This window comes from Anaeromusa sp. (genome assembly GCF_028691475.1).
In the GTDB taxonomy this organism is placed as follows: domain Bacteria; phylum Bacillota; class Negativicutes; order Anaeromusales; family Anaeromusaceae; genus Anaeromusa.
Window position 1 is genome coordinate 1 of sequence record NZ_JAQUZF010000078.1, and the last position, 12,556, is coordinate 12,556.

Consider the following 12,556-nt stretch of genomic DNA (forward strand, 5'->3'; position numbering starts at 1 on the left):
ATTATAATCTTATACAGGGTAAATTCTTTTTTTTACTGAAAATACCTTCTATACGCCCTATTTTGCGGTACGGCATTTGTGTTTTTCCCTAAAAAGGGTATATAATGGAGCCACACTAAATGAGATTCGCTGCAGATTTACCTGCAACAAAATAGATTGGACAGCATCGGGTAAGTATCTCTTTGCTGATTTTTCGAGGAGGTCGCTATGGCTCGTCAACTTTCTCTGCCCATCAATCGCCAACCGCTCAGCGAGCAGGTTTACCATCAAATTAAAAAATTGATACTCACCGGGCAATTAGAACAAGGAACTCGCCTGACTGAGAAAACCCTGGCCCAAGACCTAGGTATCAGTCCCACTCCCGTACGCGAGTCTTTGCGCCGCTTATACGCCGATGGCCTGGTGGAGCTGCAGCCTTATAAAGGCGTTATTGTTCGCTCTGTTAAACCCGAAGAGGTCTTGGAAGCGTTTGCCTGCCGGGAAGCTTTGGAAGGGTTGGCTGGCGCCTCGGCTGCAAAAGCGATTGATGCCGAGGGCATTGAACGTCTGCGAGACATCCTGGCCCGGACATTACAAGAAGAATCCCGGGATGCGTTAGTTAAGTTAAACGAAGAATTCCACCAGGTGATTCTGGAGTACGCTCAAAATCGCCGGCTCACTCTCTTATTGGATACCTTACAGGACATCATTCGCTTCCGGCGTCAATTGGCCGCCTATAATCCAGAGTACAAGGGTTCGATTTATCGCCAGCACAGCGCCATCGCCGATGCCCTGGAGGAAAAGGACAGCGCAAAAGCTTCCCGCCTTTTGCAAGAACACATTCAAGACAGCGCCGCTTCTTTTGCCCAAGAAATCCATGGCAATAAAAAATCCAGCAACTAAACAAAACTTTTTAAAGCACGCCCGCAAGGCGTGCTTTTTTAACTTCTACTCTTGTATAGCAGGAAACGAGCCTTAAAGGCTCGTTTCCTGCTATACAAGAGAGATTTTTAAACAATAATAGAAACTCATTCGAGCCCTCATGTAACTCCTGTTCTCTTGTTCAATACATATTTACCTGTCGTACCCTCTTCGCCTTACTGAATGCCATGGGCAATGCGTTTGGCCGCCCGTCGCTCCACTTCTGCCGGATCCATTTTCACTCTGGCTACGCCGGTTTCCATGGCCGCCTGAGCCACCGCCCTAGCTACCGCAGGCGCTACCCGTTTATCAAACGCATTGGGAACCACATAATCTTCCCGCAGCTCTTCCTCTTTGACCAAATCCGCAATCGCGTATACAGCGGCCAATTTCATCGCATCGTTAATGCGGCGGGCGCGCACATCAATAGCGCCGCGGAAAATGCCAGGGAATACGCTGACATTGTTTACTTGGTTCGGCGCGTCCGAGCGGCCAGTACCGACTACTTTAACCCCAGCAGCCTTGGCTTCCTCATAGCCGATTTCCGGCTGGGGATTGCACAAGGAGAAAACGATAGCGTCTTTAGCCATTTGGGCAATCAGCTCCGGGGTAAAAGCGCCAGGCGCCGATACGCCGATCAATACATCCGCCCCTTCAATGACCTCCGCCAATTTACCTTGGCGGCATTCTTTGTTGGTGCGCCCTAAGAGCGTCTCCTGCATGGCATCTACTCGGGTTTTATCCATGCCTTGATACATAGCGCCTTTTGAGTTCAACATGGTTACATCGGTTGCCCCTGCTTGCAATAGCAGACGGACAATGGCTGTTCCCGCCGCCCCGGCGCCATTAACCAAAACACGAACCTTCGCCATTTCCTTGCCTACCAGGCGCAACGCCCCGACAACTGCGGAAACCGCAGCAATCGCCGTCCCATGCTGATCGTCATGAAATACAGGAATATCCATCATTTCCTGCAAGCGCGCTTCCACTTCATAGCATTTCGGCGATTCGATATCTTCTAAATTAATACCCGCAAAAGAGGGCTCTAAATATTTGACAGTCTGCACCAACTGCTCCGTATCGGTCGTGCCCAGACAAACCGGCACGGCATCCACGTCTCCAAACACCTTGTACAAGACCGCTTTTCCTTCCATGACCGGCAGCGCCGCTTCCGGACCGATATTACCAAGGCCCAGCACCCGAGTGCCGTCGCTGACAACCGCCACCATGTTGCCTCTACAGGTGTACTCAAAAGACAAGTCTTTGTCGCCGTTGATTTCCTTGCAGGGCTCCGCCACTCCGGGAGTATAGGCCAAGCTCAGATCATAACCATCTTTCAATTCTACTTTATTGGTCATTTCCAATTTACCATTATTTTCACGATGGAAAAGCAAAGCTTCTTCTCTCAAACTCATATTGTTTCCTCCTTGTTTTTGCACACCGTATCTTGTATACGGAAATACTTTAAAAAAACACGTTGCATCGCTGCATCGTGTTTTTAGTATACGCCTCATCACAAAATAAAACAACCTTATTTGTCTGAATTTTTAAAAAACATCCTCTATTCTATAGAGTGTAGAATCGTCTTCTCAATCTCCCCGATGCCGCCACCGCAATAATAAAGCCGAAGCCAAAGCGGTCAGCGGAATGGCCCAAATCAAGCCGACGCTGCCTGTCATCGCCCTGGCAAATTCCGTAACAACACCATTAAAGTTAATTACCTTTTCCACCAGCAGCTTAGGCTGCGCCGCCACGACCAACAGCAACGGCAAACCCGTTCCCAAATAGGCCAAAATCAGCGTATTCGACATGGCGCCCATAATATCTTTGCCCACATTCATACCGCTTTTAAACAGCTCTTGCCAAGAAAGTTCGGGACAGGCTTTGTCCATCTCCCACTGCGCCGACGCAACCGAAACAGCTACGTCAATCACAGCCCCCAAGGCGCCAATAATCATGCCGGCAAAAAGAATGCCGTGAATATCGATCTGCTTGGCAAAATGCAGTTTTAGAGCCACCGCTTCTTCCGTCTCCATGCCTGTCAAATAGAGCCAATCGATAGCTCCCCAAGACAATAAGGCTGCCACTAACACGCCTCCAAGGGTCCCAAAAAAAGCCGCTAAGGACTTCAAATTCCAACCGCTCACAAATAACAGGGTAATCGCCCCGGCTGCTATGCAAAACCCAATTACCAGTAAATAGATATTCACTCCCGGCAACAATAGATTGGGCACCAACCACGCCCAGAGCAAATATAGCGTAATGCCGATAACACCCAGCGACTTAACGCCCACCCAGCCTGCCAAAAGAACCAGGCTGAGCACAAACAAGCCTAAGAGTACGTACTGAAACAGGCTGCGATCGTAATCGCTGATATGATAGCTGCGCTTTCCCTGGAATTCTTCCACTGACAAAAGCACCTTGTCCCCGGTATGTACCGGAATATCAAACTGCGTCTGTCCCGAAAAGGCATTATAAACTTCCACCGTTTTGCCGCTTTCCGGACCGGTAGTGATTTCCACCTGCACCATTTGGCCTTTTTTCAAAACTAATTTGTTGTTTTCGCCGGTAGGCTGCAAGTCTACCGCCTGCCGGACTACGCCATGCTGTAAATCCTCCGTAGGTAAAGCCGGCGCCGCCAAAGCCGGCAGTTGCCACAAGACACAGAAAAGTAACGCCAAACAAAAAATTTTATTTCTCATTCCTCTTCCTCCTTCCGAGAGTCGGTAACTTCTTTTCGTCACTCATACTTTCTTCATATTTCTTATGGTATCACAAAAACACCAAAAGAAAACATAACAAATCCGGCAAGACGCTAGCCGTCCTGCCGGATTTGCAAGTTAATCAAAGCACGTTATTACGATGCGATAAAATCCTTAGTAAAAGAAGAAGAACGTTGCCGCCACATTAACAATCAACGCGCCCGCCATAGGAATGGCCGTGCGTTTCACAACCTCTACAGGCGGCAAATTGGCCATGCCGGACACAACGACAATAACCGCAGTAATGGGTGAAACCGCTCGGGCGATACTGGCGGCAAAATGCATAGGCAGCAGCATCAGCACCGGCGCTACGGACATTTTAGCTGCTACCACCGGCGTAAGCGAGGCAAAAGCGAAAAACGGCGCATTGCCGGAGCCCATAACAACCGAGGAAACCGCTATAATTCCCACCATGACGATAATCATCCCGGCAGCGCCCATGCCGCTGCTTTGGGCGCCGTTGATAATGGCGTCAATAGCGCCAACCGTGCGCAGACCATGAGCAAAAGTTTCACCCGCCACAATCAAGGTGACTACATTAGCCAGCTACATCCCCATACCGTCAAAAAACACTTGAATATCCTGAAATACTTTTTTGCCGTCCCAGGACCGCAAATACTCAATAACCATGGTCAAAAACAAGCTAATCAGCATCGCTTTGACGATATCCATCTTGACGCCTTTAATCAACAAGTCGCTAAATACCAAAATCAAAATCAAAGGTACTGTAGGCAATACTGCATAATACAGCGGCGGCAAGGGTTTTTCTTCTTCCTGGCGTGCACTTGACAATAAAGACGCGCTTTCCGCCGTATGGCCTTCCTTTTTATCCAGCCATTTCTGCACGGAATAATGCAGCACCGCCACTACCGCCATGACGCAGAGCGCCACCGGTATCTGATACTGCGTCCAATAGGTCGTAATATCCAGCCCCGCCGTTGTGGCGGAAAGAATACTTCCCGTATCCGCCGGACTCCAATCCAAACACATCGTCGTGCCGATTACCGCAGTCGCGGAAACGCGGCTGACTCCTAAGCTGACCAAAATAGGGAACATCGTTACCATCAGCAGCATACCTAAGCCGGAGGCGCTGTTAATGAACAAACCCAAAAATTGCCCGATAATAAAGGCCGCCGCCAATACCACATACGGCGCCTTGAGAACCCCTAACGGTTTAATCGCAATTTTCACCAGCACCCGGCTGGCTCCAATATGTTCCATATAGCGGGCAAAGCCGCCTACTGCCATAATGCTGAGTCCCAGACCCGCCGCTCGGGAGCTGAGAGTTTTGCGGATAAACTCAAACATGTCAAAGGGGACAAAACCAGTTGCCTCTTTAGCCGGCAGAATGGTCCCCACCCCCAGCATCACTGCCCCGGCCATTAATACCATGCCGCCAAAAAACAATACCGGCTGCGGCTTGTACTTCTTGACGATCATATAGCCGACCCAAATGGTCATGACCAACGCCAATAACAATGCCATAATTACCACGTATAAAAACCTCCTTGTTTATTTCAGTATTTCGCTCCTGCCGCTTACGCACTTTCTCGGAAATTCGCTGTTCTTGCTAAATTTCCTTCTTAGGCTATTTTTCCGCAAAACCGCTGATTTCCATACACATTCCTGCCACAAAAGACATTTTTCAGTCACGCGCATGCATTTTTCTTCGCCTTTTTCGAAAACATTCATTTTTCCCTTTTTCTTGCAAAGACCGTCTTCTGCAAAAGAAAAAAATACCGTCTTCACAAGAAAGCCCTTGCAACTATTTTTTTACTAAGAAAAACCGCTGCGCGGCGCTTTGAGGGGAACTTCACACAGAACAGTGAAAATATGGAACAAGAGAACCGGAGTCGCGAGAGGGTTCGACTGAGTCGGCGGCGGCCGCGATTGTATTTGAGACTTTTATTGGAGCAAGACGGTCCGCAGGGCGTAAAAGCTTATAAATTCTGGCGTAGTAAAAAAAGAAAACGCTCGGCTAAAAAGCCTGAGCGCTCTCTTTGGGTTCTTCCACTGCCACAATTCCAAAACGTTCCTCTAAAAATGCCAAAAAGCAATCCGTCAGTACCGGATCAAACTGTCCGCCCCGGCACCGAAGAAGTTCTCGCAAACAAGATGGTATTTCTACTGGTTTTCGATAGCAGCGATGGGTAGTCATCGCGTCAAAGGTATCGCATAAAGCCAGCATCCGGCTATATAAGGGAATTTCTTTACCCTTCATTTGGTCTGGATAGCCGCGCCCGTCAAAACGCTCATGATGATGGCGAATAATATCGGCTACGCATTGCGCTCCTTCTACTTGAAGCAGCAATGTTTCTCCCGCTTCTGCATGCTGGCGCATAATCGCAAACTCTTCGTCGCTTAAACGCCCCGTTTTCGTCAAAACTTCCGCCAGGACCGAAATCTTCCCCACATCATGTACCAACCCGACCAAGTAGGCTAAGGTAATTTCTTCCGAATTTAAGCCCATCTGCGTCGCCAAACCGGCCATCAATTCCCCCACATGTTCCGCATGCATTTCCGTATAGGGATCACAATAGTAGATTTGATGGCGAAAGGCTTCCATTTTTTCCATATTCACTTGTTCCAGCAGCCTTGCATGCCGAACTGCCTGTTTGGCTTTTGCCTTTTGCATATAAAAAGCTGCTCCTCTCTGGAAACCTTTTAAAATATGACCGGCACAAATGTCTTGCAGCGTCTCAGCTTCGCTTCGGAAGAACTTCCAGCCAATAGCCGTCCGGATCTTGAATAAAGTAGATCCCCATTTCTTTGTTTTCGTAGCAAATACAACCCATTTCCGTATGTAAAGCATGAGCCGCTTCAAAATCATCGGCTTCAAAGGCCAAGTGGATCTCGTTGTCGCCCAAATTATACGGTTCCGTACGGTCCTTCAACCAAGTAAGTTCCAGCAAATGCGGCGTTTGGCCGCCATCTCCCAAGTATACCAAGATAAAGCCCGGCCGCTCCTTGCGGCGGCTTTCCTTTAATCCTAATGCTTTCTGGTAAAACTCCATACTACGCTTTAGGTCTAAGACATTAATATTATTGTGAAGAAATTTAAATTTCATGGTTCTTCCTCCTGCTGATTATTCTCCCGCCAATTTATTGGCCAGGCCGTCCAGTTCCTGGGCCACTGCCAAGGCTTCCTGCACCGCCTCCGCAATGCCGGATACCGCCTGCGCCACTTGCGCCAAATTGCCGCTAATGCGCTGAATTTCCTCATAGGTCCTGTCGCTATCGGTTGCAACGGCTTTTAAAATCCCGTCAATCTTTTGAATGGATTCGGAGCTGCTAGTAGCCAATTTGCGTATTTCCTCAGCCACCACGCCAAAGCCTCGCCCTGCTTCGCCAACGCGAGCGGCTTCAATGGCCGCGTTCAACCCCAGCAAATTCGTCTGCCCGGCCACATTGCGAATCAACGCCAATACTTGGCCTGTATCTTGGGTTCGCTTCTGCGATTCTTGCGACATTTCCGCCAAGCCACGCGTCACCGCCGCCATCTCCTGGGTCTGCGCCGTCACTTCTTCGCTGGTGCTGGCTAAAAGATTAATGTTATCCATCAATTTGTTGGCCATATCCTTCAAGGCGTCTTGCCGAGCTACTGCAGTCTGAAAAGAAATCGCCCCTACCACCCGGCCCTCTTCCTTCACAGGCAGCGCCGTAGCAATAAAAGGAATTCCCCATATATCTTTCTCCTGCCGTCTGGCAATACGCTTTTGCTGCCGAATCGCATCCATTAATACCATGCCCTCGCGCAGAGGAGCCCCCGACGGAACCTTCAAATCCAACGTCCGCCCAGGGTTATAATAAATAACTTTTTCGCAATCACTGACGCTTAGTCCCACATCCGTATCAGCCATTGCCTCCCTAATTGTCGGCAATAAGGCAACCAGCTTTTCCAATATATCCGCCATTTTATCTTGCACCTTCCTGGCCAGACCGGGGCCTTCGTTTCCTTCTCTTCCTATTCGCAGCAATGCTTCCATTTTCCTGCTGCCTCCCCCTGAAATAGCGGAAAAACCATTCTCTTTTCTAACATCGCCAAGAGTAAAATCGCCCTTCACTATGCGGAGAAGGATTTTCGCAAACGAATGAGAACTCTTATTAAAATACTCTTTGCAAAGAAAGAAGGCGACAACCATGTATGACGTTTGTATTATCGGCGCCGGTGTCGTCGGCGCTAATATCGCCCGGGAATTATCTCGCTATCAACTCAATATCTGCGTCCTAGACCGTGAAGATGATGTCAGTTGCGGTTGTTCCAAAGCCAACAGCGGCATCGTACATGGAGGGTATTCCGATAAGCCAGGCACGTTGAAGGCCGAACTTTGCGTAAAGGGAAACCGCATGTATGCCCAGCTGGATGAAGAGCTGCATTTTGGGTACCGGGAAATCGGCTCCTATGTCCTGTCTTTTGATCAGGAAAGCTTAGCAACGCTGCGGCGTCTCTTCGAGCAGGGCCAGCAGAACGGCGTCGGCGGTCTGGAACTAATCGACGGCGAAGAAATGCGCCGCCGCGAACCCCATGTCAGCGCCGAAGTAACCGGCGCATTATATTGCGCTCAAGCAGGCGTTACTTCTCCTTATGAATTTGTCATTGCCTTAATGGAAAACGCCGTGGCTAACGGCGTAGAGCTCAAGCTCCGCCATGAAGTGCGGCAGTTGGAAAAACGATCTGATCATTTCCTTATTACCACTACCCAAGGAACGCTAAGCTCCCGCTATGTAATCAATGCCGCCGGCGCGCACAGCGACAACATTGCCGCCATGGCTGGCCTAACTGATTACCAGATCACCCCTCGCCGCGGCCAATACCTTCTTTTATCTAAAGCCCAGAACTACTTAGCAAATTCCGTCATCTTCCAAGTCCCCACCGCTCTTGGCAAAGGCATCCTGGTAACGCCTACGTACCACGGCAATCTTATGCTGGGTCCGAACGCCGAGGAAATCGATGATAAGAACGATGTAAGCACCGATGAGGAAACACTGCGTTTCATCGCCCAAACAGCACGTCTATCGGTTCCTGGATTCGATATGCGCCAAGCCTTGACATCCTTTGCCGGCAATCGTCCGGTATCAAATCAAAAGGACTGGGTAATTGATGCCTCTCGCCTTCCCGACCTAATCAACCTCATCGGCATTGATTCTCCTGGATTGACCTCCTCCCCCGCCATCGCCTTAAAGGTAGTTACGCTGCTCCAAGATAGCGGCCTGCATCTAGAAGCAAACCCCAACTTCCAGGCGCAACGCGCCCCCATCATCCGCCCCAAAAGCGAAGACTTCCAGGGAACTACAACACATAGCGACCCCGCGCTTCATCTCATCTGTCGCTGTGAAAATGTTACGGAAGCGGAAATCCTGGACTGCTTCCGCCGCGGCCTTCCGGTTCTCTCCGTCGACGCCGTTAAGCGCCGCACCCGCGCAGGCATGGGCCTTTGCCAGGGAACGTTCTGCGGCCCCAGGGTCCGTGCGCTTCTAGCGCAGGAGCTGCAAATGAAAGAAGAGGACATCCCCCAACGCGGCCATTCTTCTACTTTAGCGGAACGAGCTCGTAAAACACAATTGAAGAAATTGTAAGGAGTTTTTTATTCATGAATCGCCGTTCCATTACTTGGCTGACTAGCGGCCATTTTTTTACCGACCTCAACCAAGGCGCTTTGCCGGCCTTGCTGCCGTTTCTCATGACGGAACACCAACTCAGTTACGCTGCGGCAGCTGGTTTAATGTTTGCCAACAGCTTGACTTCTTCGATTATCCAGCCGCTCTTCGGATTTTATGCTGACCGCCTGGACAGGCCCCGGCTCATGCCGTGGGCCGTCCTCCTGGCTGGTCTAGGCTTAGCGCTCCTTGGGTGGGTAGACTCTTACGCTGCCATGTTCTTAGCGGTGGCCGTAAGCGGTATCGGCGTGGCCGCCTTCCACCCGGAAGCGGCGCGCCTAGCCAATCTGGCCGCGGGCGACAAAAAAGCCACCGGCATCGGTCTTTTCGGCATCGGTGGCAACGCTGGCTTTGCCGTCGGCCCTTTGCTTGGAACCTTCCTGGTCTTAGCTGGCGGCTTAAAAAGTACTGTCTTTTTTTTGATTCCAGCCCTTTGCGTCTGCTTTTTTCTACAGCAGCGCATGCGGCAATTCGGCAGCCTAAGCATCAAAGCCGCCGCTGCCGAATTGCAAAGCGCACCAGACAACTGGCCTGCCTTCGGCCGTTTATCTATTGTCGTCATTTGCCGTTCCATTCTTTTCGCCGGCCTAAATACATTCATCCCGCTTTACTGGATTCATGTGCTGCTTCAAAGCCACACGGCCGGCAGCAGCGCCTTGACCGTCCTCTTCAGCATTGGCGTGATCGGCACTTTCTTTGGCGGCCGTTGGGCGGATCGCTATGGTTATCTGCGGGTTATCCGCGCAGGCTATCTGCTGCTTATTCCAATTCTCCTGCTCTTTGTTTCTACAGAAGAGCCCACTCTAGCCATGGCCTTGCTCATCCCTATTGGCCTGAGTCTTTTTGCGCCCTATAGCCCTACGGTCGTTCTCGGACAAAAATATCTGCCCCGCCGCATGGGCTTTGCCTCAGGCATCACCTTAGGCCTTGCAGTCAGCGTCGGCGGCATCGCGGCTCCAGGGCTGGGATGGCTGGCGGACCAGCACGGTCTTGCGTTTTCCTTCACCATTTTGACCGTACTGCCTGTCATTGCCGCGTTAGCCTCATATTCACTGCCAAAGCCTGCGGAATAACCATCATCATACAATACAGCTTCTTAAAAGCCCGCCCACCGTTAGACAGTAGATTGTACTGGAAAACTTTGGGCGGGCTTTTAAGAGGCTATTTTTACTTTTACCTTAAAAAAACCTCCGCAGAAAATTATTCTTCATAGGAACCAGTTAGATAAATACAAACAAATTATCAGGATAAAGTATCTCTTTATTTAATTTACATTTATTTTCAAACTTCTTTGCAAGCTATTGTTTTTCTGTAACTTTACAAGTATACTCAATATTATTGCGTTAGTTTTCTTTTTGTATTCAAACAGTAGAGCTTTGTTTTTTCACTTGCAGTATCTTCATTTTTCTTCTTATACTATATCCTTTCTGTAATTCTCTCGGTTTTATTTATTTTTCTATTTATTTATTTTTATTTGTTATCGTTGACACTTTCTTTTTGTATACACTATCCTGTAAGTAAAGTTAAAAAAATACTACTTCGTTTTATATTTACCTGCAACGTTGCTCGCAAGACAGAGGAGGTATCCCGGTGAAAGGCTTTCAAGCACAAGAGCAAACTCGGATCATAGCCATTGACAAGCAAAAATGCAAAGGCTGTGATTCCTGTAAGCAATTTTGCCCGACCCAGGCTATTGATGGAAAATATGGGTCCCCCCACCGCATCGATTCGGAAAAATGTATTTTTTGCGGTCAATGCTTAGTTAATTGCCCTTTTGGAGCCCCTCAGGACACCATGGATCCAGTAGATTCTCTCATTGAAAAGCTAAAAGACAGTCGCACAACGGTGGTTGCGACTATTGCTCCCGCCGTACGCGTAGCCATCGGCGAGGAATTCGGCTTTGAACCTGGCTCTCTGTTGACGGAAAAGCTCTATGGAGCGCTCAAAAAAGCCGGCTTTAAAATTTTAGATACCAACTTCACGGCAGACCAAACTATTTTAGAAGAAGGCAGCGAATTAGTAGCCAAAATCCGTCACTCCCTTTTAGGCGAACCGGCCGCTCACCATCTCGGGCCCCTGCCGCAGTTCACCTCCTGCTGTCCCGCGTGGATTCGTTACATAGAGTTGAATCACCCCAAACTATTGCCCAATCTCTCCAGCGCCAAATCTCCTATGATGATGGCTGGCGCCCTAGCCAAAACCTACGGGGCTAAAGAAATTTGGAAGACAGCGCCGGAATCAGTTTACGTCGTGGGCGTCATGCCTTGCACGGCGAAGAAGTTTGAAGCTTCGCGACCGGAATTTCACAGCGCCGCTGCGTACTGGCGCAAGCAAGGCAGCAGCGCTGATTATCCGGATATTGACACCGTGCTCACAACCCGTGATTTGGCCCGTCTGCTGCGCAAGCTGAACATCGACTTTCGCCAAACCGCCGACTTTACCGATGCTGATAATCCGTTAGCGCAGTATAGCGGCGCCGGTACTATTTTCGGCAACACCGGCGGCGTCATGGAAGCCGCCCTGCGTTCCGCTTACTACCTTATCACCGGCAAAGAACTGGCGAATTTGACCTTAACGCCTGTACGAGGACTCAATGGCGTCAAGGATGCCTCTATTACCATAACTGATGCCAAGACTGGTAAAGAGCTTACCTTGCGCGTGGCGGTTGTTCATGGCTTAAAAGAAAACATTGAGCCGCTTTTAGCGCAGGTAGAAGCCGGAACATCTCCCTATCATTTTATCGAAGTAATGAACTGCCCCGGCGGCTGTATTAACGGCGGCGGCCAGCCCATCTACCCTATGGGCACGTCGTGGATTGACAAATACAAGCCCATGCTGCCCTGGAATTAAGGAGGATTAAGCTGTGGCCAAATACAGTTATGTTGAAAAAGCCGTAAAAATCACGCGTCGGGAATTTCTCCAGCTTACCGGCGTAGCCGGCGCTGTACTCTGGACAGGCGCCTACATCACCACGGACTTAGTGCAGGACCGCACAAAATACATAAAAATGCGCACCCAGGGACTCTACAAAGACGACGTCAAGGCAGCTGTGCGGCAAAGCCATAATAACGCCGCTTTGCAGGATATGTACGCGCGATTTGCCCAAAAGCCGCTCAGTCCTTTGGCGGAAGATTTGTTCCACACCCATTATATTGATCGTACCAGGTTATCTTGATTTTTTAGGAGGTGCTTTTGGTGCAACAGGAACCTCGTATTTTACGCCATCCCCTAGCGTC

At 49.6% G+C, this 12,556-nt stretch carries 10 protein-coding genes and 1 pseudogene; 5 read left to right on the plus strand and 6 right to left on the minus strand.

What is annotated here, in order from left to right; all coding sequences use genetic code 11:
• The first annotated feature begins 207 nt into the window (after positions 1-207).
• The gene (locus PHF27_RS10235; RefSeq protein WP_300069428.1) at positions 208-882 is read left to right on the plus strand and encodes a GntR family transcriptional regulator; all 675 of its coding nucleotides are present in this window, start codon (positions 208-210) and stop codon (positions 880-882) included.
• A gap of 194 nt (positions 883-1,076) precedes the next feature.
• Here the strand turns inward: PHF27_RS10235 and PHF27_RS10240 are convergent, their stop codons facing one another.
• The 6 genes and pseudogenes from PHF27_RS10240 to PHF27_RS10265 all read right to left on the minus strand — a co-directional run bounded on the left by PHF27_RS10240 (position 1,077) and on the right by PHF27_RS10265 (position 7,648).
• Positions 1,077-2,315: an NADP-dependent malic enzyme gene (locus PHF27_RS10240; protein WP_300069431.1), complete on the minus strand. Its 1,239-nt coding sequence runs from the start codon at positions 2,313-2,315 to the stop codon at positions 1,077-1,079.
• 174 nt (positions 2,316-2,489) lie between these two features.
• Positions 2,490-3,602, minus strand: a complete 1,113-nt coding sequence (locus PHF27_RS10245; protein ID WP_300069434.1) for a YibE/F family protein — start codon at positions 3,600-3,602, stop codon at positions 2,490-2,492.
• Between the two features lie 174 nt (positions 3,603-3,776).
• Positions 3,777-5,150: pseudogene (dcuC, locus tag PHF27_RS10250) on the minus strand (C4-dicarboxylate transporter DcuC).
• Positions 5,151-5,640: 490 nt separating this feature from the next.
• Positions 5,641-6,297 (minus strand): HD-GYP domain-containing protein, encoded by a 657-nt coding sequence (locus PHF27_RS10255; RefSeq protein ID WP_300069437.1) that lies wholly within the window; start codon positions 6,295-6,297, stop codon positions 5,641-5,643.
• A 64-nt stretch (positions 6,298-6,361) separates the two neighbouring features.
• Complete coding sequence (locus PHF27_RS10260) at positions 6,362-6,730, minus strand: VOC family protein (RefSeq protein WP_300069440.1); 369 nt, start codon at positions 6,728-6,730, stop codon at positions 6,362-6,364.
• A gap of 18 nt (positions 6,731-6,748) precedes the next feature.
• Entirely contained in the window at positions 6,749-7,648 is a 900-nt protein-coding gene (locus tag PHF27_RS10265) for a methyl-accepting chemotaxis protein (RefSeq protein WP_300069443.1), read from the minus strand.
• A gap of 154 nt (positions 7,649-7,802) precedes the next feature.
• Here PHF27_RS10265 and PHF27_RS10270 point away from each other — a divergent pair, with 154 nt between their 5' ends.
• The 4 genes from PHF27_RS10270 (at position 7,803) to PHF27_RS10285 (ending at position 12,495) form a co-directional block, all read left to right on the plus strand.
• Complete coding sequence (locus PHF27_RS10270; protein WP_300069446.1) at positions 7,803-9,239, plus strand: NAD(P)/FAD-dependent oxidoreductase; 1,437 nt, start codon at positions 7,803-7,805, stop codon at positions 9,237-9,239.
• A 14-nt stretch (positions 9,240-9,253) separates the two neighbouring features.
• On the plus strand, positions 9,254-10,393 hold the full coding sequence (locus PHF27_RS10275) for an MFS transporter (RefSeq protein ID WP_300069449.1): 1,140 nt from the start codon (positions 9,254-9,256) through the stop codon (positions 10,391-10,393).
• A 517-nt stretch (positions 10,394-10,910) separates the two neighbouring features.
• Positions 10,911-12,170: a [FeFe] hydrogenase, group A gene (locus PHF27_RS10280; RefSeq protein WP_300069452.1), complete on the plus strand. Its 1,260-nt coding sequence runs from the start codon at positions 10,911-10,913 to the stop codon at positions 12,168-12,170.
• 13 nt (positions 12,171-12,183) lie between these two features.
• A complete protein-coding gene (locus PHF27_RS10285; protein ID WP_300069455.1) occupies positions 12,184-12,495 on the plus strand; it encodes an iron hydrogenase small subunit in 312 nt (103 codons plus the stop codon).
• The last annotated feature ends 61 nt before the right edge of the window (positions 12,496-12,556 follow it).

Excerpts from the sequence above, each read along its gene's own strand:
- PHF27_RS10265 (WP_300069443.1), bottom strand. The coding sequence starts at position 7,648 with ATGGAAGCATTGCTGCGAATAGGAAGAGAAGGAAACGAAGGCCCCGGT.
- PHF27_RS10260 (WP_300069440.1), bottom strand. The coding sequence starts at position 6,730 with ATGAAATTTAAATTTCTTCACAATAATATTAATGTCTTAGACCTAAAG.
- PHF27_RS10245 (WP_300069434.1), bottom strand. The coding sequence starts at position 3,602 with ATGAGAAATAAAATTTTTTGTTTGGCGTTACTTTTCTGTGTCTTGTGG.
- PHF27_RS10275 (WP_300069449.1), top strand. The coding sequence starts at position 9,254 with ATGAATCGCCGTTCCATTACTTGGCTGACTAGCGGCCATTTTTTTACC.
- PHF27_RS10255 (WP_300069437.1), bottom strand. The coding sequence starts at position 6,297 with ATGCAAAAGGCAAAAGCCAAACAGGCAGTTCGGCATGCAAGGCTGCTG.
- PHF27_RS10270 (WP_300069446.1), top strand. The coding sequence starts at position 7,803 with ATGTATGACGTTTGTATTATCGGCGCCGGTGTCGTCGGCGCTAATATC.
- PHF27_RS10235 (WP_300069428.1), top strand. The coding sequence starts at position 208 with ATGGCTCGTCAACTTTCTCTGCCCATCAATCGCCAACCGCTCAGCGAG.
- PHF27_RS10240 (WP_300069431.1), bottom strand. The coding sequence starts at position 2,315 with ATGAGTTTGAGAGAAGAAGCTTTGCTTTTCCATCGTGAAAATAATGGT.